Raw genomic sequence first — 26,650 nt, 5'->3', positions numbered from 1 at the left:
GGATCTGATGTGTTGCAAAGATTGCAAGCGCACCGCTGAAACTTGTGGGAGCGGGCTTGCCCGCGATGAGGTCAGAACAGCCACCGCCCAGCCCCCCTACAAAATTCCAACAATTTCACCCATCAATTCCCGCACTTTGCACAAAATGCCGTTAGTCGCCGCCCCCCGCGATGGATTAAAGTAACGCCCCCAGCCCTGGCGTTATTCGAACGTCTTCGGTCACCCTTTCCAGGAACAGTCATCGATGGAACATCGTGAAGCGCTGCTCGCGCTGCGAACCTTTCTTTCAACGCAGATTCTCGGCCAGGAAAAACTCATCGAGCGCTTGCTCATCGCCCTGCTCGCCGATGGTCACATGCTGGTCGAGGGCGCCCCGGGGCTGGCCAAGACCAAGGCCATCAAAGAACTCGCCGAAGGCATCGAAGCACAGTTCCATCGCATCCAGTTCACCCCCGACCTGCTGCCAGCCGACATCACCGGCACGGAAATCTATCGTCCGGAAACCGGCAGCTTCGTGTTCCAGCAAGGCCCGATCTTCCATAACCTGGTGCTGGCGGACGAAATCAACCGTGCCCCGGCCAAGGTCCAGTCGGCCCTGCTCGAAGCCATGGGCGAACGCCAGGTCAGCGTCGGGCGCAGCACCTACGAGCTGTCGCCGCTGTTTCTGGTCATGGCCACGCAAAACCCCATCGAGCAGGAAGGCACCTACCCGCTGCCCGAAGCCCAGCTCGACCGGTTCCTGATGCACGTGAAAATCGGCTTCCCCGACGCCACCGTCGAACGGCGGATTCTGCAACAGGCCCGTGGCGAAGCGCTGCACGGCGAAACCAAACCTGAACGCCGGGTCAGCCAGCAGGCGATCTTCGCCGCGCGCAAGGAAATCCTCGGGTTGTACATGGCCGACGCCGTGGAGGAATACCTGGTGCAACTGGTCATGGCCACGCGGACCCCGGCCAAGTTCGACCCGGAAATGGCCGAATGGATCGCCTACGGCGCCAGCCCCCGCGGTTCCATCGCCCTCGACCGTTGCGCCCGGGCCCATGCCTGGCTGGCCGGTCGCGACTTCGTCAGCCCCGAAGACATTCAAGCGGTGCTGTTCGATGTGTTGCGTCACCGCATCATTCTTTCCTTTGAAGCCGAAGCCGCTGGCATCGACCAGGACCGGGTGGTCCAGCGGATTCTCGACGTCGTAGCCGTCGCTTGACCCCGATGAACACCACGCTGCCGCCCGAGCCGGGCATCCGCATCAGCCTCGCCGAGCTGATCGAGATGCGCCATCGCGTGCGCGAAGTGCAGCTATTTTCCACGCCGAGCCAGCGCAGCCCGCTGATCGGCCTGCACCACTCCAAACTGCGCGGGCGCGGGGTGGATTTCGATCAGGTGCGGGTCTATCAGGCCGGCGATGACGTGCGCAGCATCGACTGGCGCGTCACCGCCCGGACCCAGGAACCGCACACCAAGCTGTTCCATGAGGAGCGCGAGCGGCCGATTTTCATCATGGTCGAACAGAGCTGCAGGCTGTTTTTCGGCTCCGGGCTGATGTTCAAGTCAGTGCTCGCCGCCCAGGCCGCGAGCCTGATCGGCTGGGCCGCGCTGGGGCATAACGACCGGGTCGGCGGGCTGGTGTTCGGCGACAATGAGCACTACGAAATCAAGCCGCGACGCAGTAAACAGAGCCTGCTGCAATTGCTCAACCGCCTGGTGCGGGTCAATCAATCGCTGCACACCGAACGCGAGCCCGACCGCGACGCCTTCGGCATTGCCCTGCGCCGCGCCCGGGAAGTGCTGCGCCCCGGCAGCCTGGTGATCGTGATCTGCGACGAACGCGCCTTGTCCGACAGTGCCGAGCAGCAACTGAGCCTGTTGTCGCGCCATTGCGACCTGTTGCTACTGCCGGTGTCCGATCCGCTGGATCACGCCCTGCCCGCCGCCGGGCTATTACGTTTCGCGGAACGCGGTGCGCAACTGGAACTCGACACCTTGAATTTCGACCTGCGCCAGGCCTATCGCGCCCAAGCGGAAGCGCGCATCGCCCGCTGGGAATTGCTGGCGCAGAAGCTGCGAGTGTTGCTGATGCCGTTGAGCACCCAAAGCGAGATGGTCGAGCAATTGCGTGAATACCTGAACCCACAACGTCCGGGGAAAGGTCGATGAGCAGCCTCGATCAACTGCAACCGCTGATTTCCCCACCACCGATCGGCTTCTGGCCGCCGGCACCGGGCTGGTGGCTGCTGCTGTTGTTGCTGCCGCTGATCGGTTTCGGTGCATGGCAGTTGCGACGCTTCATTCCAGATAAGCGCCCGATCGTCCGTGCCGAACAACCGCTGGACCCGGTGCGCCTCGCCGCCCTGGCCGAACTCGCCCTGATGCCCAAACCCTACGACGGCGCCCCGGCCGGTGCCTGGCTGCAGCAACTCAACGGGTTGCTCAAACGCCTTTGTCGCAATCATTACCCCTACAGCCAGAGCCACACCCTCAACGGGCGCCAATGGCTGGCGTTCCTTGATAACCGCTGCCCGGCCGCCGGCCTCACGCGCTGGATGGTGCTGGTCGAAGGTGCCTACAAGCCCGAGTGCAAACTCGACGACAAGGCCATCGCCGGCCTGACTCAAGCCGTCGACACCTGGATTCGCAAACATGTTTGAGTTCGCCTGGCCGTGGATCTTCGCCCTGCTGCCGCTGCCCTGGCTGATGCGGGTGCTGCTGCCGGTGGCCGACAGTGGCGAACCGGCGCTCAAGGTCAGCTTCCTCAGCGACCTCGAAGGCCTCGCCCGCCGCCGCGCCCGGGCCAACCTGCCTGCCTGGCGCCAGCAAGCCCCGTTCATTCTGCTGTGGCTGTTGCTGCTGATCGCCGCCGCGCGCCCGCAATGGCTCGGCGAACCGCTGCCGATTGCCGCCAGTGGTCGCGACCTGCTGGTGGCGGTGGACGTGTCCGGCTCGATGGACTTCCCGGACATGCAATGGCAGGACGAAGACGTCAGCCGACTGTCGCTGGTGCAGCATTTGCTCGGTGATTTTCTCGAAAGTCGCGATGGCGATCGGGTCGGCTTGATCCTGTTCGGCAGCCAGGCCTATCTGCAAGCGCCGCTGACCTTCGACCGCCATACCGTGCGGGTGTGGCTCGACGAAGCGCGGATCGGCATCGCCGGCAAGAACACCGCCATCGGCGACGCCATCGGCCTGGCCCTCAAACGCCTGCGCCAACGCCCGGCACAAAGCCGCGTGCTGATTCTGGTCACCGACGGTGCCAACAATGGCGGTGAAATCGATCCGCTGACCGCCGCACGCCTGGCGGCGAATGAAGGCGTAAAAATCTACCCGATCGGCATTGGCGCCGACCCGGAACAAAGCGGCACCCTGGGCTTCCTGGGCATCAACCCGAGCCTGGACCTCGACGAGCCGGCCTTGAAAGCCATTGCCCAAGCCACCGGAGGCCAATATTTCCGTGCCCGCGACGGCCAAGAGTTGCAGGCGATCAAGACCACCCTCGACAAACTGGAGCCGGTGACCCAGCAGCCTACTCAAGCCCGCCCGGCCCAAGCGTTGTATCACTGGCCTCTGGCGATGGCGCTGCTGTTGAGCATGCTGCTGGTGGTCCGCGTGCGCTGGCCAGATAACCCGTTGCACCGGCTGTTCACCAAAAAGCTGTTTACCAAGGAGCGGTTCCTGCACACACAACTGCCCGACTGGCGTCAGCGCCTCAAACGCTTGCGTCTGCGGAGGCGCCGATGATTGCCCTCTGGCCGCACTGGTTCCGCCCCTGGTGGCTGTTATTGCTGCCGCTGTTGGGCTGGTTGCTTTGGCAACTCTGGCACCGGCAGAAGCGCGCGGGTCGCTGGCAAATGATTCTGCCACCGGCCTTCCATGCCGCGCTGCTCAGTGGTGGCAGCGGTCGCGAGAGCAAACTGCCATGGGTTGCCCTGGGCCTGGCCTGGGTGCTGACCGTGCTGGCTCTGCTGGGGCCGAGCTGGCAACGCGTCGAGCAAATCGGCCAGAAACCCGCTGACCCGCTGGTGGTATTGCTTGAGCTGACCCCGGAAATGCTCGCCACTGACGTTGCGCCACACCGACTGGAACAGGCCCGGCGCAAGCTCCTCGATCTACTGCAAAACCGCAGCGACGCGCAGACCGCCATCGTTGTTTACGCCGGCAGCGCCCACACACTGGTGCCACTGTCGGATGACCTGTCGACCAGCCGCAATCTTTTGGATGCACTCAAGCCGTCGCTGATGCCCCAGGCTGGCCATCGCGCCGATCTGGCGGTGGCCAAGGCCCTGGCGCTGCTGGATCAGGGTGCCCTCGGTCAGGGGCGGATCCTGCTGATCGGTTCGTCGCTGACGGAACACGAACGCCAAGGGATTCGTCAGGCGCTGGACGCGAGGCCCACACAATTTCTGATGCTCGGCATCGGCACCGCCGAAGGTGCGCCGGTCGCCCAGGACGACGGCAGTTTCCTCAAGGACGACCAGGGCGCGATTTTGGTGCCGCATCTGGATGGCCCCAGCCTGAAAGCCTTTGCCAATGGCCTGGACGGACGGTATGCCCAGGCACGCCTGGACGATGCCGACCTGCGTGACCTCGGCCTGTTCGATAGCCCACGGGACTTGCGCAACGACGGCCAGACATTGCGCCTCGACACCTGGGCCGATCAAGGTTACTGGCTGCTGCTGCCGTTATTGTTGTTGGCCGCCTGTGCCGGGCGTCGCGGCTGGCTGTTCTGCCTGCCACTGCTGTTTCTGCTGCCGCAACCGAGTTACGCCTTCGATTTCGAAGACTTGTGGCTGCGGCCCGATCAGCAGGGTTTGCACTTGCTCAAACAAAAACGCCCCGCCGAAGCCGCGCAGCATTTCGAAGATCCGCAATGGCAAGGTGTGGCGCTCTATGAAGCCGGCGACTACAGTGGCGCCGCCCAGCGGTTTGCCCAAGGTATCGACGCCCACGCCCACTACAATCGGGGTAACGCGTTGGCCAAAAGCGGCGAGCTGGAAGCGGCACTGGATGCTTACGAACAAGCACTGGAACTTCAACCGGACCTGCGTCCGGCGCTGACCAACAAGGCATTGGTGGAAAGCCTGCTCAAGCAGAAAACCGCTACGCCGCCCGTCGAGCCGGACAAAACCGCCGAAGGCGAAACCGAAACCATGCCCCAGGAGCCGCCACCGGGCAGCGCCACTCAGCCAAGCGATGGCGAACCGAAAACTGACACCGAACAGGTTGCCCCGGACGCCGAGCAGCCACCCCCGACACCACCGCAACCGGGCGCCAATGAAGTTCCGGGCAGCGAATTAGGGGACGAACAAAGCACCACGCCACCACGACGCCCGGCCAGCGACATGCTCGAAGGCGAACAGCAACAGGCGCTGGAGCAATGGCTACGCAAGATCCCGGATGACCCCGGCGAACTGCTCAGACGCAAATTCTGGTACGAACAGCAACAACATCAGGATCAGGGAAAAACTCGATGACCCGCTTCACCGCCCTATTGCTTGCACTGCTTTTCTGGACCGTTCAGGCCCAGGCTGCGGAGCTGGTCGCCAGTGTAGATCGTAGTCGCCTGAGTTCCGGAGAGACGATCGAACTGACTCTGGAGTCCAGCGACGTAACCCAGTTCGGCAAACCCGACCTGACTCCGCTGGAGCCGCTGTTCGAGGTGCGCGGCACCCGTCAGGTAAACCAACTGAACACTCTCAATGGCAATACTCAAGCGACCACCCGCTGGATCATCACCCTGCTGCCCCGGCAGAACGGTAGCGTGGTGATTCCGTCGCTGCAATTGGGCGAGGCGCAGAGCCAACCGATAACCGTGCAGGTGATCGAGAGCGAAACCCAGGACAGCAGCAATACGCTGGCACCGGTGTTCATCGAAGCCAGCCTCGACCAGAACAGCGTCTATGTACAGGCTCAGGCGGTCCTGACCTTGCGCATTTACCATTCCGTGTCGCTGTTCGACGACAGCAGCCTGACCCCGTTGCAGATTCCCGATGCACGCATCGAACAACTGGGCGAGTCACGCACCTACGAAAAAGCCATCAACGGCCTGCGCCATGGCGTGATCGAGATGCGCTACGCGATCTACCCGCAGCACAGCGGCGTACTGACCATTCCGGCGCAGGTGTTCAGTGCCACGCTGGTCGATACCCAGCCGTCCCCGGACGCAACATCCCAAGGGCCCAAAGCGGGCAAGTTGATACGCGTCACTTCCACCGAGATCCCGTTAACCGTCAAGGCTAAACCCGATTCTTACCCCGCCGATGCGCCCTGGCTACCGGCCCGCAGCCTGAGCCTAAGCGAGAGCTGGAGCCCGGAGCCGGATCATGCGCAGGTCGGCGACTCGCTGACCCGCAGCCTGACCTTGAGTGCCGAAGGCCTCGCCAGCTCGCAACTGCCACCGTTGCCCGCCACCGAGATCAACGGCCTGCGGCGCTACCCGGATCAACCGGTGTTGAGCAACCAGAGCGGCGAGCGTGGCTTGATCGGCAGTCGCGAGGACCGTGAAGCTCTGGTGCCGACCCGCACCGGTGACATCGACTTGCCGAGCGTTGAAGTGGTCTGGTGGAACACCTTCGAGGATCACCTGGAACACAGCAGTCTGCCGGCTCACACGCTGCAAGTGGCGAGCAATCCGAGCCTGATGATCGATACCCCGGCGGGCGGCCCGCAGGTGATGTCCGGCGCCAGCAACGAAGTCCTTTGGTGGTGGAAACTCAGCACGGCGATTCTGGCCTGCACCACCCTGCTGGGCTTCGGCCTCTGGTGGCGCGCCCGTTCGCAACCGGCAATCCTGCGAGCCGCGCAGACCGGCCCGAGCCCGCGCACCTTGCTCGACGACCTCAAGCGCGCCTGCCAGGCCAACGACTCCCACGCCACCCGCCAGGCCCTCGACGCCTGGGCCCGACAACAACCGGAAACCCTGGCCGACATGGCCGCCCGTTTCGTGCCGTTGTCCGATGCGCTCGACGGCCTGAACGGCGCGCTCTACAGCGAGACCGGGCAGTATTGGCAAGGTGAAGAACTCTGGCGCGCCATCCGGGCGATCCCGACGGCCGAAGGGGTTCAAGGCGTGGTCGGCGACAGCGGGTTGCCACCGCTTTATCCCAAATAATCCCGACCAATGGGATGAAGGGGCTTTTTGTCGCAAGGGGCAAATCGTACACGTAGGAGCCAGGCTTGCCGGCGAAGGCGTCCTTAAGAGCGCTTTCGCCGGCAAGCCTGGCTCCTACGAAAAGCGGCTCGTTTCACAGACTGACATTCGGGCAATCCCCTCACCTCAAAATCAGTGCCTGACCACATCCCATGTGTTTGCCAGTAAACTCTCCCCTCTTTAGCCGCCATCATTTCCCCCGCGGCCATCACCTTATTTTGTTGCGGAGTACGCCTTGCGTCTGTTCCACACCTCCGACTGGCACCTTGGGCAGAACCTGCACGGCCAGGAACGCGATTTCGAGCACGCCTGTTTTCTCGACTGGCTGCTGCGTCAGCTGAAGCTGGAGCAGCCCGATGTGCTGCTGATTGCCGGCGATATCTTCGACACGGTCAACCCACCGGTCAAAGCCCAGGAACGCCTCTACGATTTCATCGTCAGCGCCCACGAGCAGCAGCCCTTGCTGACCATCGTGATGATCGCCGGCAACCACGACTCCGGCTCGCGCATCGAGCTGCCCGCACCGTTGATGCGGCGTTTGCGCACTCACGCTCTCGGGCGCGTGCTGTGGCTGGATGACGGCCAACTGGATGCCGAACGCCTGTTGCTGCCGTTGCCGGATGCCAGCGGCGCAATCGCTGCCTGGTGCCTGGCGTTGCCGTTCCTGCGCCCCGCCGAAGTGACCGGCGCGCAACTGGGCGACAACTATTTGCGCGGCATCGGCCAGGTTCACGAATGGCTGATCGAGGCGGCGAACGCCAAGCGCAAACCGGGTCAGGCGCTGATCGCCATCAGCCATGCGCACATGGCCGGCGGTTCGGTGTCCGAGGACTCCGAGCGCAGCCTGATCATCGGCAACGCTGAAGCCCTGCCTGCCAGCCTGTTCGGGCCGAGCATCAGTTATGTCGCCCTCGGGCATTTGCACAAGCCGCAGAAGGTCAACGGTGAAGAGCGCATCCGCTACAGCGGCTCGCCGATCCCGCTGTCATTCTCCGAGATCGGTTATCAACATCAGATTCTCGACATCAAACTCGATGGCGAAACCCTGCTCAGCGTCGAACCGAAACTGATCCCCCGGCCAGTGAACCTGCAACGCCTCGGCCCCGCGCCGCTGGCGGAAATCCTGCTGCAACTGGCCGACCTGCCCAACATCGACCTGCTCGCCGATATCCAGCGCCAGCCGTGGCTGGAAGTGCGGGTGCGTCTGGACGAACCGCAACCGGACCTGCGCCATCAAGTGGAAACGGCCCTGCAAGGCAAGGCGGTGCGACTGGTGCGGATTGCTGCTGAATACGCCGGCAACGGCAGCCGCGATGGCGTCGATGACGGCACCACCTTGATCGAACTGGATCAGCTGACGCCGCAGGAATTGTTCAGCCGCGCCTGGCAGGACAACTACGGCAGCGAGGTCGACGAGCAAACGCTCAAGGACTTCGCCGAGCTGCTGCAAGACGTGCAGATGGAGAGCGAACAGCCATGAAAATCCTCGCGATCCGCCTGAAAAACCTCGCCTCCCTGGCCGGGCCATTTGAAATCGACTTCACCGCCGAGCCCTTGGCCAGTGCCGGTCTGTTTGCGATTACCGGGCCGACCGGCGCCGGCAAAAGCACGCTGCTCGATGCGCTGTGTCTGGCGCTGTTTGGCGCCGTGCCGCGACTGAACAATGCTCAAGCGTCCGCCAAAACCCCGGACGCCGATGGTGAAATCAGCACTGGCGATCCGCGTACGCTGTTGCGTCGCGGCACCGGTGAAGGCTTTGCCGAAGTGGATTTTGTTGGCACCGATGGCCGCCGCTATCGCGCACGCTGGGAAGCCAATCGCGCCCGGGAAAAGGCCGCTGGCAAGCTGCAAGCCAGTCGTCAGAGCCTGCGCGACATCGATCAGGATCAACTGCTCGCCAGCCAGAAACTTGAATTCAAAAGCCAGATCGAGTCCGTACTGGGCCTGAACTTCGAACAGTTCACCCGCGCCGTGTTGTTGGCCCAGAGCGAGTTCAGCGCGTTCCTCAAGGCGGACGACAACGACCGCAGCGAACTGCTGGAAAAGCTCACCGACACCGCGCTCTACACCCGCCTCGGTCGCCGCGCCTTCGACAAGACCAAAGAAGCGCGCGAAGCCCACAAGCTATTGCAGGACCAGGCCACCGGGGTCACGCCACTGTCGCCTGAAGCCCGGGCCGAGCTCGATGAGCGCTTCAATGACGCGCAGCAGCAACTCAAGACCCAGCAGGCGCAGCTCAAGCAATTGGAGCTGCAACATACCTGGCTCAAGGATTTGCGCCAGTTGCAGGACGCGCAACAGAGCGCCTCCGAGCAACTGCAGTCCGCCCAACAACACTGGGACAGCCTGGCCGGCGAGCGCTTGAAGCTGACCCGTCTGGAGCAACTGGCCCCACAACGGCACCAGTTCGCGCGCAAGACCGAACTGACCACCCAGCTCACACCGCTGGCGGCGCAGATTCAGCAGCATATTCAACAACAGACCGAACTGAATGCGCGTCAGGCTCAGCTCGAACACAGCCTGAGCGCGGCGCAAACGGCACTGGTCCAAGCGCAGAGCCAACACAGCAACAGCGCGCCACTGCTGCGTCAGGCCTTCGAAGAGCAAAGCACCCTCGCCCGCCTGGTCAAGGATGCCAGCCTCAGTGCCGACCTCAAGCAGCAGGCGGAACTGGCCTGCGCGCAGGGTCAAAACACGATTCAGGGTTTGCTCGACCAACAGAAACAGGTCGCAGAACGGTTGCAGCGTATCGCCGCGGAGCTTGAGCAAAGCACTCATCTGGCGCCACTGAGCGATGCGTGGAATGCCTACCGCGATCGTCTGCAGCAACTGATGCTGATCGGCAATCGCTTGAACAAGGGCCAGGCCGAGCTGGCCGCCCTCGAGCAAAGCGCCACCCGCGCCGCCGAGGATCTGGCCGCTCAACGCCAGAGTCTGGAGCTGCTGTACAAAGAGGCCGGCGCCGAGCCCGAAGCCGTGGCCGAGCAGATTCAGATCCTCGGCAGCCTGCTACAGGACAACCGCAAGCAACTGCGGGCCGTTGAAGAACTGTCGCGGCTGTGGGCCAGCCAACAGGAACTGGACAAGCGCGGCGCCGAACTTCAGCAGCGTCAGCTCGCGGCTCAGCAAGAGCGTGATCGCCTGACCCAGGACGGCGTGAAGACCAAGGCCGAACTGGCCGTCGCCGAACAGACCCTGACCGTCACCCGCGAACTGCTGGAACGTCAGCGCCTGGCGCGCAGTGCCAGCGTCGAAGAACTGCGTGCGCAACTGCAGGACGATCAGCCGTGCCCGGTTTGCGGCAGCCCGGACCATCCTTATCACCAGCCCGAAGCCTTGTTGCAAAGCCTCGGCCGCCACGATGAAAGCGAACAGGCCAACGCTCAGAAAGCCGTCGACCTGCTCAAGGAAAAACTCACCGATCTGCGCGCTGAAGTTGGTGGCCTGATTGCTCAGCAAAAGGAATTGCTGCAACAGCAGGAACAACTCGCCACTCAACAACAGAGCCTGACACCGAGCCTGGAAGCGCACCCGTTGTCCGCCCAACTGCTGGCCCAGGACGCGAACAAACGCGATGCCTGGCTGATCCAGCAAAGCAGCCAGTTGAACCAGAGCATCACCCAGGACGAACAACGGCAAACCGCCCTGCTCACCCTGCAACAGGATGCCGCGCGACTGGCGCAACAACTGCGCAGCGCCGAAGCGGCGAACCAACAGGCGACACAACACCTGCTCAACCAGCAACGGGAGTTGAGCAGCGATCGCCAACGCCTGGACGAAGAACTGAGCGCGTTCAGCAGCCTGCTGCCAGCCGAGACGCTGGAAGCGCTGCGCAACGAACCCGCCGCGACTTTCATGCAGCTCGACCAGCAGATCGCCCAGCGCCTGCAACAACTCGAACAGCAGCGCGATGAACTCGGCGAACAGCAACAACGCCAGCAGGCGCTGGACAAAGAACAGGACCGCCAGCAGACCCGCACCCAGCAACTGGACGCCGCGCAGCAGCAGTTCAGCGCGTTGGCCGGGCAACAACAGGCTTGCCAGGAAAAACTGACGCAACTGCTAGGCGAACACGCCAGCGCCGAACAATGGCAGCAGCAACTGGATCAGGCCGTCGAACAGGCGCGCAGCGCTGAAGCGACGGCCAATCAGGAACTGCAAAGCGTGCGTACCAGGCTGGTGCAACTGGCCGCCGAACTCAAGGCGCAACAGGAACGTGCGCAAGCTCTGGAAAGCGAAGACCACGAGCTGAGCGGCAAGATCGCCGACTGGCGCGCGCAGCATCCGGAGCTGGACGACGGCGGACTGGAAGCGCTGCTCGGCGTCAACGACCAACAGCTCAGCGAGCTGCGTCAACGATTGCAGCAAAGCGAACAAGACATCGCGCAAGCCAAGGTGCTGTTGCAGGAGCGCGATCAGCGCCTGCTCGATCATCAAGCGCAGCACAACGGCAATCTGGACGCCGAACAACTGGCCACGGCACTGGCCGAGCTGCAAAACCTGTTCGCCGCCAGTGAGCATCGCTGCGCCGAATTGCGTGCCGAACAAACCGAAGATCAGCGTCGACAAAACGCCAATCAGGCGCTCGCGCAGCAGATCGCCGACGCCTACGCCGAGTACCAGCGCTGGGCGCGCTTGAGTGCGTTGATCGGTTCGGCCACCGGCGACACCTTCCGCAAAATCGCCCAGGCCTACAACCTCGACCTGCTGGTGCATCACGCCAACGTCCAGTTGCGGCAACTGGTGCGGCGCTATCGCCTGAAACGGGGCGGCAGCATGCTCGGGTTATTAGTGATGGACACCGAGATGGGCGATGAACTGCGCTCGGTGCATTCGCTGTCCGGTGGCGAGACGTTCCTGGTGTCGCTGGCGCTGGCGCTCGGTTTGGCATCAATGGCATCGAGCACGCTGAAAATCGAATCGCTGTTCATCGACGAAGGCTTCGGCAGCCTCGACCCCGAATCCCTGCAACTGGCCATGGACGCCCTCGACGGCCTGCAAGCGCAGGGCCGCAAGGTCGCGGTGATTTCCCACGTACAGGAAATGCATGAACGGATTCCGGTGCAGATCCAGGTTCATCGCCAGGGCAATGGCCTGAGTACCCTGGAGGTGAAATGAATACGTTGTATTCGTTCCGCCGCTGCCCCTACGCCATGCGCGCTCGCATGGCCCTGCGTTATTCGGGGGTTACGGTGAATATCATTGAGGTCAGCCTCAAGGCCAAACCGGCCGAAATGCTCGCGCTGTCGAACAAAGGCACGGTGCCGGTGCTGAGCGTGGACGGCCGGGTGATCGATGAAAGCCTGGAAATCATGCGCTGGGCGCTGGCGCAGAACGATCCGCAGGACTGGCTGCTCAAGGATGACCCAGTTGGGCTGCGATCCATCGCCGGCCTGATCGAAGAGAACGATCAGGTGTTCAAGGTGCATCTGAATCGCTACAAGTACGCCGAACGATATCCCGAGCAGCCAATGACGTTTTATCGCGCCGAGGGTGAAGTGTTCTTGCGCAAGCTGGATGAGTTGCTGGAGGGGCGCGACTACTTGCTGGCTGAGCATCCGAGCCTGGCTGATATCGCCTTGATGCCGTTTGTACGCCAATTCGCCCATGTGGATCGCGAGTGGTTCGGGCAGACGCCTTATGTGCGATTGCAGGGCTGGTTGCAGCGCTTTCTGGAATCAGAGTTGTTCACATCAATAATGAAAAAATAGCGACCTCGTAGGAGCGAGGCTTGCCCGCGAAAGGGCCATAACATTCAACATTGATGTCGACTGACACACCGCTTTCGCGGGCAAGCCTCGCTCCTACAGGGAGATGGCGTTTCGGGGAATCAGGTCAGCACCGAGCACATCCCCAACGCCGAGCAATCCACCTGGAATGGCCCGAAAAATTCGCCATTGGATTTGCTCGGCGGATTACCCACCAGCAACTCCAGGGCTTTGGCAGTCTGGATGTTGCGGGCAATGTTGTGGTTGCATTCGATAGCCCGTGCCACCGAACCCGCCGAGCCTTGACCGATCCCCAACAACGAAGCGCCATTGGTCATGAACGCCAGAAAGGCGATGACCCAGAGTTTGCGTCCCTTCATGCCCCTACCACTCCCGCCACGTCTGTGTGATCGACTCCCGCGTTTTGAGCGCGATGTTCGAACTGAATGCCGGGATAAGCGACCTGAATCGGTGCTTGAAGGCTGTGTTGCGATTGAGCCGAAAGGCTGACGACCAACACCATGGCCACGTAAAGACCAATGGCCAGGTAGGCGCCGTGTTTGGCAGAAGTGAGGATGGTGCTGGCCATGGTGTTCTCCGTGGGCATGTTTCAGTGCCCACAGAATCGATCAAAAAACAGAAGATAACTAGCGACCTTTATGCATAGTAGCTATCAGTTTTATTGATCTTGAACCCCGCGTGTTTCAGTCCTCGATAAAACTCATCAAGCGCTCGCGGGCCGCGTCCGGCTCGCTGGGAACGGGCTGGGCAGCCGACAGAATCGGGGTGGAATAGAGAAACAGGAGAACCACTGCCAGACGCATCGCCATGCTGTCGATCCTTTTAGAGAAGGAGTCAAAAAATCAGCGTCAAATTTAAACGCATGGCCATGTGATATCAAGCAATACATTGATAGCAATATGATGCTGTCGTAAACGCGTTATGCAGGAGCGACATCACTTTGGGGCTTTTCGACGCGTGTGGGTCGATCGGCAAGTGACTTCGCTCCTGCATAAAGGGTGCAGGGGCTGACATTTCAGTGTTGGGTTTTGTGATCCAGCGCGGCGTAGAAGTTGGCGCTCTGTTGCAGGTATTTCTGGGTGTAGCTTTGGGTGTGGGATTTTTTGTCACTGATTTCAACGTTGGCGCTGGCGGGCAGCGCAACAGTGGCAGAGATAGCGGAAGCGGCGATAACGGAGAAAAGATTGAAGTTCATGGCGGTATTCCTCGATTCAGTTGGCTTGCTTGCCCGGTTGGGCCGTGAAGCAAACTTAACTCCCGAGGCTCGGCGCCTTGAAATGCTTTGTAGCATTAGCCGATATCAGTCTCATTAATAGAAGGTTGCAGGCCCCATCAACCGGGGCCTGCGGCCTATTGACGCGGCAGGAACTTGAGGTCGCTCGGCGCATCCATCGGCAGTTTTTGCACGGTTTTACCCAGCAGACCGGTCTTGGCGTCGCGTTCGACAACGACAATCTGGTTGCTCTTCTGGTTGGCAATCAGCACGAATTTGCCACTCGGGTCGAGGCTGAACTCACGTGGGTGATCGCCGTCGACCGAACGGCGCTGAAGCTCCTTGAGGTGGCCGTTCGCCGGGTCGATGGCGAACACCAGCAACTGATTGGCGGTGCCACGATTGCTGACGTAAAGGAACTTGCCATCGGCCGAGGCGTGAAGCGCAGCCGCAGCCTTGCCCGATGGGGGCAGCCCCGCCGCCAGGTCGACCAACTGCGTTTGCTCGAGTTTGCCGTCCTGGTAATCGAACACCGCCACTTGCGCACTCATTTCCAGGGTCAGCCAGGCGTGCTTGCCATCGGCGCTGAACAGCAAATGTCGCGGCCCACTGCCGGGTGGCAGCTGGACAAAGGCCGGTTTGGCGGCGGTCAGCGGCCGTTCCGGATTGGCCTTGGGGTCGAAGCGATAGACAAAGATCTTGTCCGCGCCCAGGTCATTGGAAAACACGTAGTGGCCATCCGGCGAAGAAACCACCGAATGCACATGCGCCGACATCTGCCGCTCGGGGTTGACCCGACTGGCTGGATGACTGCTCAGTTGCACCACTGGTTTAAGCGTGCCGTCGCTGCCCACCGGTAACACCGCCAGGGTGCCGCCCGGGTCTTCTGCCACCGAGTAGTTGCTGACAAACAGATGGCTGGCATCACCGCTGATGCTCGAATGGGTCGGCTCGTTGCCCAGGGTTTGCACCTGGTTGATCAGGCTCAGTTCATGGGTTTTCGGATCGATTGCGTAACTGCTGACGCGCCCTACCGGATCAGCCTGGCCCGGACCGTTCTCGTTGACCGCGAACAAGCGACGTTGGTCCTTGGACACGGTCAGCCAGGACGGGTTGGCGCTCTTCACCACTTGCAGCGGTTTGGCATCGATCTGCCCGGTGCGGCTGTCGAATTTCAGGCGATAAATCCCCTGGCTCTGGCCGGCGGTGTACGACCCCACCAGCAATTCGTAGTTGTCGACCGGTGCTGCCTGCACGCCCATCGCGCCAACGCTGCCGGCGATCAACAGTGGCCAGAGGTTACGCATCCTCATTCGTTTCGTCCTCGTCATCCTGACCGCCAAACGCTTCCATGGGCACCAACCGGTGTTCGCCGGAATCACTGGTAATGATCCAGCTCTTCAAGTCGGGATCGAAAGTCGCTGCCTTGATCTGCGCCATGCTGAACTCCCAGCGTTTGAGCGCCCGGCCGTCCATGCACTCGATGTGCAGGTTATCGTCTTCATCGAGGGAGAAATCGAAAGCATGCAGCCCATCGATCTCCAGCATGTCGCAATGTTCGAGGGCGTTGAGCAAGGTGTCGTTTACGGCAGTCATGGCGGTCAATCTTTGAATGGGAAAGACGCAATGATAGCTCAATGCGGGAGCGGACTGTGGCGAGGGGGCTTGCCCCCGTTGGGCTGCAAAGCAGCCCCAATATCTCTGATGTGCCAATGATTTTGTGAGTGCTACGCACCCAAACGGGGGCAAGCCCCCTCGCCACAGGGGGTTGCGTTCAGCGGTTAGAGGGCATCGCGCGATGGTTTGCCATCGACCAAACGTTGGATGCGCAGCGGATTGCCATTCTTCAACGCATCCGGCAGCAGGCTGTCGGGGTAGTTCTGGAAGCACACCGGGCGCAGGAAACGGTCGATGGCAAGGGTGCCCACCGAAGTGCCACGCGCATCGGAAGTCGCCGGATACGGCCCGCCATGGACCATCGAATCGCAGACTTCCACACCGGTCGGATAACCGTTGAGCAAGATCCGCCCAACCTTCTGCTCCAACAATGGTGTCAGCTCGCCGAACCGTTCGAAGTCCGCCGGCTCACCGATAATCGTTGCCGTCAGTTGCCCGTGCAGGCCGTTCAGCGCAGCACTGAGTTGCGCCTGATCCGCCACCTCGACGAACACCGTGGTCGGGCCGAACACTTCCTCTTGCAGCACTTCATCGCCATCGAGCAACAGGCTCACATCCGCCTTGAACAGTTGCGGCTGCGCCTGATTGCCTTGTTGCGAATTACCGGCCAAGTGCTCGATTTTCGGATGCGAAAGAAGCTTCTGCAGGCCTTTGCCATAGCTGCTCAAGGTGCCGGTGTTGAGCATGGTTTGCGCCGGCTGATCGCCGATCAGCCCGGCCACCTGTTGCACGAACGCACTGAACTGCGGCGAACGAATGCCGATCACCAGCCCCGGATTGGTACAGAACTGCCCGCAGCCCTGCACCACCGAAGCCGTAAGGTCACGGGCAATGCTTTCAGCACGAACTTCCAGCGCCTGCGGCAACACGATCACCGGGTTGATGCTCGACATCTCGGCGAACACCGGAATCGGCTGCGGCCGTGCCGCGGCCATGTCGCACAGCGCCCGACCGCCTTTCAGTGAACCGGTAAAACCGACCGCCTGAATCGCCGGGTGCTTGACCAGTGCTTCCCCTACTCCACCACCGTAGATCATGTTGAACACACCGGCCGGCATGGCGGTTTTTTCGGCGGCGCGGATCATCGCGTCGGCCACCCATTCCGCGGTTGCCATGTGGCCGCTGTGGGCCTTGAACACCACCGGGCAGCCGGCGGCCAAGGCTGAAGCGGTGTCGCCGCCTGCCGTGGAAAACGCCAACGGAAAGTTACTCGCGCCAAACACCGCCACTGGCCCCAGGCCGATACGGTACTGACGCAAGTCCGGACGCGGCAGCGGCTGACGTTCCGGTAGTGCCAGATCGATTCGCGCGCCATAGAAATCACCACGCCGCAGCACCTTGGCGAACAGACGCATCTGGCCGCTGGTGCGCCCACGCTCACCTTGAATCCGCGCCGCCGGCAACGCGGTTTCACGGCAGACCACGGCCACGAACTCATCACCCAGGGCGTCCAGTTCATCGGCAATCGCCTCCAGAAATTGCGCGCGGCGTTCGGCGCTCAGGCTGCGATAGGCCGGGTAAGCGGCGGCGGCAGCCTTCGCGGCGGCGTCGACTTCCTCAGGTGTGGCCTGATAGAAATCATGGGGCAAGGCCTCGCCAGTGCTGGCATCGACGCTCTGCAGTTTGACGGTGCCGACAGCACTGCGTTGGCCGCCGATGTAGTTGTGACCAAGAATCCGGGTCATGGGTGTCTCCTTAAAGTGTGCCGACAGTGCCGGGTTCGAACGCCGCTTCAACCGGAGCGATGCCGTTGATCAAGGGTGCGCCGAACTCGGCCTGGCTGATCTCGAACACATCGCCCGGTTGGGTACGGATGCCGTCGGCGAAGGACAGGGTCGCGGTGCCGAAAAAGTGGATATGCACGTCGCCGGGGCGCAGGAACTGGCTGTACTTGAAATGGTGGTACTCGAGGTTTTCCAGGCTGTGACACATGTTGGCTTCGCCACTGAGAAACTCGTTCTGCCACAGCACTTCGCCGTCGCGCAGAATCCGGCTGGTGCCCGCCAGGTGTTGCGGCAATTCGCCGACCCGAAGCTCCGGGCCATAGCTGCAACTGCGCAGTTTCGAATGGGCCAGGTACAGGTAATTCTTGCGTTCCATCACGTGATCGGAGAACTCGTTACCCACCGCAAAACCGAGGCGATACGGTTTGCCGTCGTGGCCGATGACATAGAGGCCGCTGAGCTCGGGCTCTTCCCCGGCATCTTCGGCAAAGGGTGGCAAGGGGAACGGTTTGCCCGGTCGCACGACGATGCTGCCATCGCCCTTGTAGAACCATTCCGGTTGCACGCCGGCCTGGCCAGTTGCGGGTTTACCGCCCTCCACGCCCCACTTGAAGATGCGCATGGTGTCAGTCATCGCTGCTTCATCGCCGGCCTGTTGATGCATTTTGTCCCGTGCCGAAGCGCTGCCCAAATGAGTCAGGCCGGTGCCGCTGACCAGCATATGCGCCGGGTCCGGGTGATCCAGCGGCGGCAGGATGCGCAGCTTGGCCAGCAGCTCGGCATAGTTGTGGCTGATGCCCAGCCCGAGGGTTTGAACCTGCCGCTCAAGACTGGTGCCCGCCTCGATCGCCGCCAGCGCCAGATCCCGCACCGTATGCGCATCCTGCACTTCACGCACCAGACCGTCTTCGACCACGCCGACGCGGCGTTCGCCATTACTCAATTCGAACTGAACTAAACGCATGAACCTTCTCCTGTTAACGCATAACTTCAAAACACCGTAAAACCCATGTGGGAGTTGGATCGTGTTGACCTCAGGTACGGGCGCTGGCGGCGAACTGGTCGGCCGGCAGCACGTGCTTACGTTCCAGCAGGCGATACACCACACCCGTCAGCACCAGGCCGAACACCATCACGCAGGACAGGAAGTACAGCCCCGATGCCAGGTTGCCGGTGTACTCCTTCAGCGCACCGATCACGAACGGGCCGATGTAGCCGCCCAGGTTGCCCACCGAGTTGATCAACGCGATTCCCGCCGCTGCACTGGCGCCGGCGAAGAAGCGCCCCGGCAAGGTCCAGAACACCGCAGTGCAGGAAAACAGCGCGAACGCCACCAGGCACAGCGCCGCCAATTGCAGCACCGGCACCGACAGCCAGGCGCTGAGAAACAAACCGATGGCACCCAACACATACAGCACCGCCAGATGACCGTAGCGATCATTCATGCGGTCGGAACTGCGCGGAATGATCAGTAAACCGACAATCCCGAAGATGTACGGCACCGACGATACGAACCCGGTCACCAGGTCCGTGCCACCAAACTGCTTGATCAACGTCGGCAGCCATAAACCGAGTCCGTAGATGCTCAGGGTCACCGGCAGATAGAACAGCGCCAGCAGCAACACCCGTTTGTCCTTAAGTGCATGCAGTGGATTGCCATGGCGGGTCTGGCCGTATTCGGCGAGGTCCTTTTTCAGTTCCCCGCTCAGCCAGTCTTTCTCGGATTGATCCATCCATTTCACTTGGTCCGGACCGTCCGGCAAGTAACGCAGCACCGGCCAGGTCAGCAGGATCGCTGGCGTACCGATGACGATGAACAACCACTGCCAGCCGTGCAGGCCAAGGATGCCGTCCATGCCAAGCAAACCGCCGGACACAGGGCCGGTGATCATCATCGCGATGGGTTGGGACAGGATGAACAGCCCGAGGATCTTGCCGCGATGGCGAACCGGAAACCATTGGGTGATGTAGTACAGAACGCCCGGAAAGAACCCGGCTTCAGCCGCGCCAAGCAAAAAGCGCATCACATAGAAACTGTGCGGCCCCTGGACGAACGCCATGCCGATGGTGATGGCGCCCCAGGTGACCATGATCCGCGCGAACCAGCGTCGGGCGCCGAAGCGGTCGAGCATCAGGTTGCTGGGGATCTCCAGCAGAAAGTAACCAATGAAGAACAACCCGGCACCGAACCCGTAAGCCGCGTCACCGATGCCAATGTCAGCGCCCATGTGCAGCTTGGCGAAACCTACCGCGGAGCGATCCACATAGGCGATCAGGTACAGCAGGATCAGGAAGGGAATCAGTTTCAGCGTGATGCGACGGATAAGCCGCAGTTCCTGGCTCATGAGTTCGGTCTCCGATTGTTGTTTTTATAGAACCTCGGGGGACGCCTCTCGCGGAAAACCGCCAGGGTCGATCCCTCCGTTGAAACCGACTATATAGTAATACTATTTAACCAACAACACTTCCAAACCGTGGAAATTGCGCTTATGTTACGCCATAGCTTGAACAATATAGTCATACAATAAGAGAGCAGATCATGTCTGATAAGAAACCCACCCTGCGTTCCGCCCAATGGTTTGGCACCGCCGACAAGAACGGCTTCATGTATCGCAGCTGGATGAAGAATCAGGGCATCGCCGACCATCAGTTCCACGGCAAGCCGATTATCGGCATCTGCAACACCTGGTCGGAACTGACCCCGTGCAACGCGCATTTCCGTCAGATCGCCGAGCACGTCAAACGCGGGGTGATCGAAGCCGGCGGCTTTCCAGTGGAATTCCCGGTGTTCTCCAACGGCGAATCGAACCTTCGCCCCACCGCCATGCTCACCCGCAACCTGGCGAGCATGGACGTCGAGGAAGCGATTCGCGGCAACCCGATCGATGGCGTAGTGCTGCTGACCGGTTGCGACAAAACCACCCCGGCGCTGCTGATGGGTGCGGCCAGTTGCGACGTGCCGGCGATCGTCGTCACCGGTGGGCCGATGCTCAATGGCAAGCACAAGGGCCAGGACATCGGTTCGGGCACGGTGGTGTGGCAGCTCAGCGAACAGGTCAAGGCTGGCACGATCACCCTTGACGATTTCCTCGCGGCCGAGGGCGGCATGTCCCGTTCCGCCGGCACCTGCAACACCATGGGCACCGCCTCGACCATGGCTTGCATGGCTGAAGCACTGGGCACTTCCCTGCCCCACAACGCGGCGATTCCGGCGGTGGATGCCCGCCGTTATGTACTCGCGCACATGTCCGGCATGCGTGCGGTGGAGATGGTTCGCGAAGATTTGAAGCTGTCGAAAATCCTCACCAAGGAAGCCTTCGAAAACGCCATCCGGGTGAATGCCGCCATCGGCGGATCGACTAACGCAGTGATCCACTTGAAGGCCATCGCCGGGCGCATCGGTGTCGAACTGGACCTGGACGACTGGACCCGCATCGGTCGCGGCATGCCGACCATCGTCGACCTGCAACCGTCCGGGCGCTTCCTGATGGAAGAGTTCTACTACGCTGGTGGCTTGCCTGCGGTGCTGCGTCGCCTGGGCGAAGCCAACCTGATTCCGAACCCGAACGCCCTCACCGTCAACGGCAAAACCCTCGGCGAAAACACCAAGGACGCGCCGATCTATGGCCAGGACGAAGTGATCCGCACCCTCGACAACCCGATCCGCGCCGACGGCGGCATCTGTGTGCTGCGCGGTAACCTGGCGCCACTGGGTGCGGTGCTAAAACCCTCTGCCGCCAGTGCCGAGCTGATGCAACATCGCGGGCGCGCTGTGGTGTTCGAGAACTTCGACATGTACAAGGCGCGGATCAACGATCCGGAACTGGACGTGGACGCCAACTCGATTCTGGTGATGAAAAACTGCGGGCCGAAGGGTTATCCGGGCATGGCCGAAGTCGGCAACATGGGCTTGCCGGCCAAGCTGCTGGCCCAGGGTGTGACAGATATGGTGCGCATTTCCGATGCGCGCATGAGCGGCACGGCGTACGGCACCGTGGTTTTGCATGTGGCACCGGAAGCGGCGGCCGGTGGGCCTTTGGCGGCAGTGAAGGAAGGCGACTGGATCGAGCTCGATTGCGCCAGTGGGCGTTTGCATCTGGACATTCCGGATGCTGAACTGGCCGCACGCATGGCCGATCTGCAACCGCCACAACAGTTGCTGGTGGGCGGCTATCGCCAGCTGTACATCGACCATGTGTTGCAAGCGGATCAGGGTTGCGACTTTGACTTCCTGGTCGGTTGCCGCGGCTCCGAAGTCCCCCGCCACTCTCACTGACACCATCAACCTGAAGTGGGAGCGGGCTTGCTCGCGAAAAGGCCATCACATTCAACATTGATGTTGACTGATAGTCCGCCTTCGCGAGCAAGCCCGCTCCCACATTTAATCCCCGCATGCTTCAGGACTGTGCTTGCTCGGGCGACCGTCCTCGCCGCGCCTGCTATCATGCGCAGCACCCCATCGTACAGGACCGCGCCGTTCCCCATGGATTACCGCAAACCCTCTGACCGCAAAAGCATGCACTCGCGCATCGTCCAGGAACTGGGCATGCAGATTGTCTCGGGACGCTTCAAACCGGACGACAAACTGCCCGCCGAAGCCCTGTTGTGCGAGGAATACGCGGTCAGCCGGCCGGTCTTGCGCGAAGCCACCCGAGTGCTGGTTGCCAAGGGCCTGGTGTATTCCCGTCCGCGGGTCGGCACCGTGGTCAAGCCGCGCCGGGAATGGCACATGCTCGACCCGGACGTGTTGCATTGGCTGATGCAAAGCAGCCCGCAGAATGAGTTTTTCAGCCTGCTGACCAGCGTGCGCAGCATCATCGAACCGGCCGCGGCAGCCCTGGCCGCGCAGTTCGCCACCGATGAAGACATCGCCTCCATCGGTGAAGCCTACCAACGCATGGAGGCGGCACCGACGCCTGAAGCCTTGTTGCAACCGGACCTGGATTTCCACAGCCGCATCGCCGACGCGACCCACAACGACCTGCTGGCGAACCTGTGCAACATGTTGTCGGTGGCGATTGCCGAAGCCTTGAAGCACTCCAACCAACGGCCGAACCTGCATGAACTGGCGTTGCCGCGACACAAGGCGATTCTCACGGCTATCGAGAATCGAGATGCACTGGGTGCGCGGCATGCAACGCTGGTACAGCTGGATGACGCGCGCAGTGCGCTGAATGTGGTGCTCGGCACCGATCCCTCATAACCACCACAAATCCAATGTGGGAGCGAGCCTGCTCGCGATAGCGGAGTGTCAGGCACTATCAATGCTGAATGCTGAGACGCCATCGCGAGCAGGCTCGCTCCAACAGTGGTTTGGTGTGAAGTTTGAGATACAAAAAAGCCGCAACCTTGGTTGCGGCTTTTTAGTTTCAGCGGCCGGTCAGTGAGCAAACAGCGAGTTGCCCTTCTGCCCCGCCAGTTTCTCTGGCTTGATCAGGAACCGCGCCAGCGCTGGCAGCAGCCACAACGCGCCGAACATGTTCCAGAGCAGCATGAAGGTCAGCATCAGGCCCATGTCGGCCTGGAACTTGATCGCCGAGAAGATCCAGGTGCACACACCGATCGCCAGGCACAGACCGGTGAACAGCACAGCCTTGCCGGTGGATTTCAGCGTCTGGTAGTACGCCTCTTGCAGCGGCAGACCGGCACGCAGGAAGCTTTCCAGACGACTGTAGATGTAGATCCCGTAATCCACGCCAATCCCCACCCCGAGCGCCACCACCGGCAAGGTCGCCACTTTCACGCCGATGCCCATGAACGCCATCAGTGCGTTGCCGAGCACCGAGGTCAGTACCAGCGGCAGCACGATGCACAAGGTCGCCGCCCAGGAGCGGAAGGTGATCATGCACATGGTCGCGACGCAGATGTACACCAGCACCAGAATCGTCAGTTCGGAGCGCTTGATCACCTCGTTGGTGGCCGCTTCGATCCCGGCGTTACCGGCGGCGAGGAGGAATTCCAGGCCTTCCTTGTTGTTGTCCTTGGCGAAGTCCTGCACTGCATGAACCGCGCGATCCAGGGTTTCGGCCTTGTGATCGTTGAGGAACACCAGCACCGGCGCCAGGGAGCAATTGTTGTTGTACAGACCATCGGCACGGGCGATGGAGTTGTTCAACACGTCCGGGTTGCGCGACAGGGTTTCCCATTTCAGGTTGCCCTCGTTCATGCCCTTGATCATCTGCTTGGACACGGTCACCAGCGAGATCGCCGATTGCACACCCTCGGTGTTCTGCATCTTCCACATCAGTTCGTCGATCGGTGCCATGGCTTCATAGCGCGAGCAACCTTCGGGCTTGGTCTTGACCATCACCACCAACACGTCGGAACTGGTGGAGTAGTTGTTGATGATGAAGCTGTTGTCCTTGTTGTAGCGCGAGTCTGGTCGTAGTTCCGGCGCGCCCTGGTCGAGGTCACCGATTTTCAGGTTCTGGCTGTACCAGAGGCCACCACCGAACGCGATCAGCGCCAGGACAATGGAGACCGGTGCGACTTTCGCGCTGGCGAAGTTCGACAGCATGCGCCAGAAGGGATGCTCGCGGTGCGCGTCTTTCTTGCTGCGGTCGACGGCGCGTTTGCTGATACCCACGTAGGAAATGGCAACCGGCAGCAGGATCAGGTTGGTGAATACGATCACCGCCACGCCGATGGACGCGCCGATGGCCAGTTCGCGAATCACGCCGATGTCGATGATCAGCAGCGTGATAAAACCCACCGCATCCGCGAGGATCGCGATCATCCCCGGCAGGAACAACTGACGGAATGTTCGCCGCGCCGCGGTCAGTGCGTTCTCTGCCTCGCTGGATTGCAAGGCGATACCGTTGATTTTCTGCACGCCGTGGGAAATCCCGATGGCGAAGATCAGGAACGGCACCAGCATCGAGTACGGATCCAGCCCGAAGCCGAAAAAGTGCATCAAGCCGAGCTGCCAGACCACTGCCACCAGCGTCGTGCTCAGTACTGCCACGGTGCTGCGCATGCAGTTGGTGAACCAGTACAGCAGGATCAGGGTAATGACGAAGGCGACACCGAAGAACATCACCACCATGACCAGCCCATCGATCAGGTCGCCGACTTTCTTGGCGAACCCGACAATGTGGATCTTCACGTTAGGGTTCTGGGTTTCGAACTTGTTGCGGATCTTGTCTTCGAGTTCGTGTGAGAACTTGCGGTAGTCCAGCGCCAGCAACTTGCCCTGGTCTTGCGGGTCCGGGTAGGACTCCAGCAGCGGGATGTCGACGATGCTCGACTTGAAGTCGTTGGCCACCAGCCGCCCGACTTGCCCGGACTTGAGCACGTTATTGCGCAGCAGGTCGAGGCTCTGCTGGGAGCCGTTATAGCTCTGGGGAATCACCTCACCACCGGCGAAGCCCTCCTCCGTCACCTCGGTCCAGCGCACGCTCGGGCTCCACAGCGACTTGAGGCCGGAACGGTCGACGCCGGAGATGTAGAACACCTCGTCGTTGATCTGGCGCAGAGTCTCCATGTACTCCTTGGAGAAGATGTCGCCATCGGTGGCTTCAACGGAAATCCGTACGGTGTTGCCCAGGTTCGCCAGATCGTTGCGGTGCTCCATCATCTTTTCAATGAACGGATGCTCGAGCGGGATCATTTTTTCGAAACTGGTGGACGGCCGGATCAGCGTCGCCTGCCAGAACAGGAAAATACTGACCAGCAGGCAGATGACGATCACCGCCGGGCGGTTGTTGAAGATCAGGCGCTCAAGAAACGTCGCCTTGTCCTGATGAGGAGTGCTTAAGGATGTCATAGACCCGCCTTCTTATTATTTGCCCGGCTCATTTGGACGACCCGTTTGTTCCATTCTCTGCACCTGTTGGCGAGGTGACGCGAACGCCGCCCTGGCCTGCCAGAATCAGATTACCGTTGCCCCCCGCCGTGACCGACGAGACGGAAATGCGATCGGGACGGTTGAAAACACTGAAGGTTTCGCCGTCGTCGCTGCTGCGAATGACACTGCCGCCGTTGCCGACGATCACGATGGAGCCGTCGTCGAGCAGCGTGGCGCCGGACAGGCCGAATTCCAGCGCACCGCGTGCCGCCTTGAGTTCGACCTGCTCCCACGTGGTGCCGAAATCCGTGGAGCGGTAGAGATTGCCCCGCAAGCCGTAGACCAGCAGCGTGGCCGGTTGCGCAGTACCGATCACGCCGAACAGCGAGCCCTGGTAAGGGCCTTCAAGCTTTTCCCAGGTCTGTCCTTCATCGGCGGAGCGGAACATGCTGCCCTGCTCGCCGACGATGAAAATGCCGGAATCCTTGACTGCGGCGATGGCGTTGAGGTGGTACTGGTCTTCGTTGTCCAGGCGATCGCTGACGTCTTCCCAGTGCTTGCCACCGTCGGTGGTTTCCAGCAAGGCACCGTAGGCGCCCACGGCAAAGCCGCTGTTGACGTCCTTGAACCAGACGTCGAGCAGCGGCGATTCGCGTCGCAGGTCTTCGAATTGTTTGGTCCAGGTGACACCGCCGTCTTCGCTGGCGAGGATCTGCGCGTCATGACCGACGGCCCAACCGTGCTTGTCATCGACAAAAAATACCGCTGTCAGCAGTTGCCGGGTCGGCACCTTGGCTTGGGTCCAGGTCGCGCCCTGGTCATCGGAATAAAGAATGTGCCCGCGATCGCCGACCGCCACCAGGCGTTTGCCGGCATGCACGACATCGAGCATCAGGCCTTTGCTGGCCTTGGCGGATTCAATGGAATAAACCACGTCGGTGGTCGGCGCGGCAGCGGCCAGCACAGGAGCCGACAACACGGCACAACCCAACAGCGAGAGCGCTGTAGCCAGCAACGCGAACCTGCGTAACGCCGGCGGGCGGCAAATACTCACACCCATGACAGGCTCACTCATAGACCTTCCCCCATTATTATTGTTAGGTCATTCAACCTTTCAGGGCGCCGTAAGGGGGTGCTCACCGGGACTGCCCTATTCCAGAGCATAGTCCTGAAACCCGCAATCCAGAGCCCCTTCGGAAGCTGGGCTTATCCTATCGGGGTTTGGAAAGGTCTGACAATCGACGCCACGTTATGTTTTGTTAACCAGGGGGATATGGGGCGTGGGTGAATGGGGAGGCATTCGGAGCGGTGATTGGAGTCTGGGGTCTGGGGTACATATCCGTTTCTGCGGTAACGGCGGCTATTGGTTCCGCTCTTACA

The 26,650-nt window shown here is 61.3% G+C and carries 23 protein-coding genes; 12 read left to right on the top strand and 11 right to left on the bottom strand.

Annotation, left to right across the window (positions count from 1 at the left end; all coding sequences use genetic code 11):
* The 10 genes from AC30D7_RS28250 to AC30D7_RS28205 all read left to right on the top strand — a co-directional run.
* On the top strand, positions 1-184 hold a 184-nt coding region (locus AC30D7_RS28250; protein ID WP_490136269.1), incomplete at its 5' end, for a hypothetical protein.
* A 60-nt stretch (positions 185-244) separates the two neighbouring features.
* Complete coding sequence (locus tag AC30D7_RS28245; RefSeq protein WP_490136268.1) at positions 245-1,204, top strand: AAA family ATPase; 960 nt, start codon at positions 245-247, stop codon at positions 1,202-1,204.
* A 5-nt stretch (positions 1,205-1,209) separates the two neighbouring features.
* Positions 1,210-2,154, top strand: coding sequence for a DUF58 domain-containing protein (locus AC30D7_RS28240; RefSeq protein ID WP_490136267.1), 945 nt, complete (start codon positions 1,210-1,212; stop codon positions 2,152-2,154).
* Positions 2,151-2,645 carry a DUF4381 domain-containing protein gene (locus AC30D7_RS28235; protein WP_490136266.1) on the top strand — a complete coding sequence of 165 codons (495 nt, stop codon included), beginning with the start codon at positions 2,151-2,153 and terminating at the stop codon, positions 2,643-2,645. The genes AC30D7_RS28240 and AC30D7_RS28235 overlap by 4 nt, the downstream gene beginning before the upstream one ends.
* A complete protein-coding gene (locus AC30D7_RS28230; RefSeq protein WP_490136265.1) occupies positions 2,638-3,732 on the top strand; it encodes a vWA domain-containing protein in 1,095 nt (364 codons plus the stop codon). Before AC30D7_RS28235 ends, AC30D7_RS28230 begins: the two co-directional genes overlap by 8 nt.
* On the top strand, positions 3,729-5,465 hold the full coding sequence (locus tag AC30D7_RS28225) for a tetratricopeptide repeat protein (protein WP_490136264.1): 1,737 nt from the start codon (positions 3,729-3,731) through the stop codon (positions 5,463-5,465). Before AC30D7_RS28230 ends, AC30D7_RS28225 begins: the two co-directional genes overlap by 4 nt.
* Positions 5,462-7,102 carry a BatD family protein gene (locus tag AC30D7_RS28220; RefSeq protein WP_490136263.1) on the top strand — a complete coding sequence of 547 codons (1,641 nt, stop codon included), beginning with the start codon at positions 5,462-5,464 and terminating at the stop codon, positions 7,100-7,102. Before AC30D7_RS28225 ends, AC30D7_RS28220 begins: the two co-directional genes overlap by 4 nt.
* Positions 7,103-7,376: 274 nt before the next feature.
* The gene (locus tag AC30D7_RS28215) at positions 7,377-8,621 is read left to right on the top strand and encodes an exonuclease SbcCD subunit D C-terminal domain-containing protein (protein WP_490136262.1); all 1,245 of its coding nucleotides are present in this window, start codon (positions 7,377-7,379) and stop codon (positions 8,619-8,621) included.
* Positions 8,618-12,259 (top strand): AAA family ATPase, encoded by a 3,642-nt coding sequence (locus AC30D7_RS28210; RefSeq protein WP_490136261.1) that lies wholly within the window; start codon positions 8,618-8,620, stop codon positions 12,257-12,259. Before AC30D7_RS28215 ends, AC30D7_RS28210 begins: the two co-directional genes overlap by 4 nt.
* Complete coding sequence (locus AC30D7_RS28205) at positions 12,256-12,852, top strand: glutathione S-transferase (protein ID WP_490136260.1); 597 nt, start codon at positions 12,256-12,258, stop codon at positions 12,850-12,852. Before AC30D7_RS28210 ends, AC30D7_RS28205 begins: the two co-directional genes overlap by 4 nt.
* Positions 12,853-12,971: 119 nt before the next feature.
* On the opposite strand, the gene AC30D7_RS28200 is transcribed toward AC30D7_RS28205, so the two are convergent.
* The 9 genes from AC30D7_RS28200 to AC30D7_RS28160 all read right to left on the bottom strand — a co-directional run bounded on the left by AC30D7_RS28200 (position 12,972) and on the right by AC30D7_RS28160 (position 19,829).
* Positions 12,972-13,229 (bottom strand): hypothetical protein, encoded by a 258-nt coding sequence (locus tag AC30D7_RS28200; protein ID WP_490136259.1) that lies wholly within the window; start codon positions 13,227-13,229, stop codon positions 12,972-12,974.
* A complete protein-coding gene (locus tag AC30D7_RS28195) occupies positions 13,226-13,438 on the bottom strand; it encodes a hypothetical protein (RefSeq protein WP_490136258.1) in 213 nt (70 codons plus the stop codon). Before AC30D7_RS28195 ends, AC30D7_RS28200 begins: the two co-directional genes overlap by 4 nt.
* Before the next feature lie 115 nt (positions 13,439-13,553).
* Positions 13,554-13,679 carry a hypothetical protein gene (locus AC30D7_RS28190; protein ID WP_256581124.1) on the bottom strand — a complete coding sequence of 42 codons (126 nt, stop codon included), beginning with the start codon at positions 13,677-13,679 and terminating at the stop codon, positions 13,554-13,556.
* A gap of 206 nt (positions 13,680-13,885) precedes the next feature.
* Positions 13,886-14,065, bottom strand: a complete 180-nt coding sequence (locus AC30D7_RS28185) for a hypothetical protein (RefSeq protein WP_019650041.1) — start codon at positions 14,063-14,065, stop codon at positions 13,886-13,888.
* Positions 14,066-14,220: 155 nt separating this feature from the next.
* The gene (locus AC30D7_RS28180) at positions 14,221-15,390 is read right to left on the bottom strand and encodes a lactonase family protein (protein WP_490136270.1); all 1,170 of its coding nucleotides are present in this window, start codon (positions 15,388-15,390) and stop codon (positions 14,221-14,223) included.
* Entirely contained in the window at positions 15,383-15,679 is a 297-nt protein-coding gene (locus AC30D7_RS28175; protein WP_490136257.1) for a DUF5629 family protein, read from the bottom strand. The genes AC30D7_RS28180 and AC30D7_RS28175 overlap by 8 nt, the downstream gene beginning before the upstream one ends.
* A 185-nt stretch (positions 15,680-15,864) precedes the next feature.
* Complete coding sequence (locus tag AC30D7_RS28170) at positions 15,865-17,445, bottom strand: aldehyde dehydrogenase (NADP(+)) (protein ID WP_490136256.1); 1,581 nt, start codon at positions 17,443-17,445, stop codon at positions 15,865-15,867.
* A 10-nt stretch (positions 17,446-17,455) separates the two neighbouring features.
* Positions 17,456-18,448 (bottom strand): AraD1 family protein, encoded by a 993-nt coding sequence (araD1, locus tag AC30D7_RS28165; RefSeq protein WP_490136255.1) that lies wholly within the window; start codon positions 18,446-18,448, stop codon positions 17,456-17,458.
* A gap of 70 nt (positions 18,449-18,518) precedes the next feature.
* Positions 18,519-19,829 (bottom strand): MFS transporter, encoded by a 1,311-nt coding sequence (locus tag AC30D7_RS28160; protein ID WP_490136254.1) that lies wholly within the window; start codon positions 19,827-19,829, stop codon positions 18,519-18,521.
* Positions 19,830-20,023: 194 nt separating this feature from the next.
* On the opposite strand from AC30D7_RS28160, the gene AC30D7_RS28155 reads away from it, so the two are divergent.
* Together AC30D7_RS28155 and AC30D7_RS28150 are read left to right on the top strand one after the other, a co-directional pair.
* A complete protein-coding gene (locus AC30D7_RS28155) occupies positions 20,024-21,760 on the top strand; it encodes an IlvD/Edd family dehydratase (RefSeq protein ID WP_490136253.1) in 1,737 nt (578 codons plus the stop codon).
* 207 nt (positions 21,761-21,967) lie between these two features.
* Positions 21,968-22,687 carry a FadR/GntR family transcriptional regulator gene (locus AC30D7_RS28150; protein ID WP_059403515.1) on the top strand — a complete coding sequence of 240 codons (720 nt, stop codon included), beginning with the start codon at positions 21,968-21,970 and terminating at the stop codon, positions 22,685-22,687.
* Between the two features lie 177 nt (positions 22,688-22,864).
* Here the strand turns inward: AC30D7_RS28150 and AC30D7_RS28145 are convergent, their stop codons facing one another.
* Complete coding sequence (locus AC30D7_RS28145) at positions 22,865-25,249, bottom strand: efflux RND transporter permease subunit (RefSeq protein ID WP_490136252.1); 2,385 nt, start codon at positions 25,247-25,249, stop codon at positions 22,865-22,867.
* 28 nt (positions 25,250-25,277) lie between these two features.
* Complete coding sequence (locus AC30D7_RS28140; RefSeq protein ID WP_490136251.1) at positions 25,278-26,345, bottom strand: WD40/YVTN/BNR-like repeat-containing protein; 1,068 nt, start codon at positions 26,343-26,345, stop codon at positions 25,278-25,280.
* Positions 26,346-26,650: the final 305 nt, after the last annotated feature.

The sequence above is a fragment of the Pseudomonas sp. DF5 genome (assembly GCF_058148225.1).
Note: the sequence above shows the minus strand (reverse complement) of the source record. Positions and strands in the feature narration are given on the sequence as shown.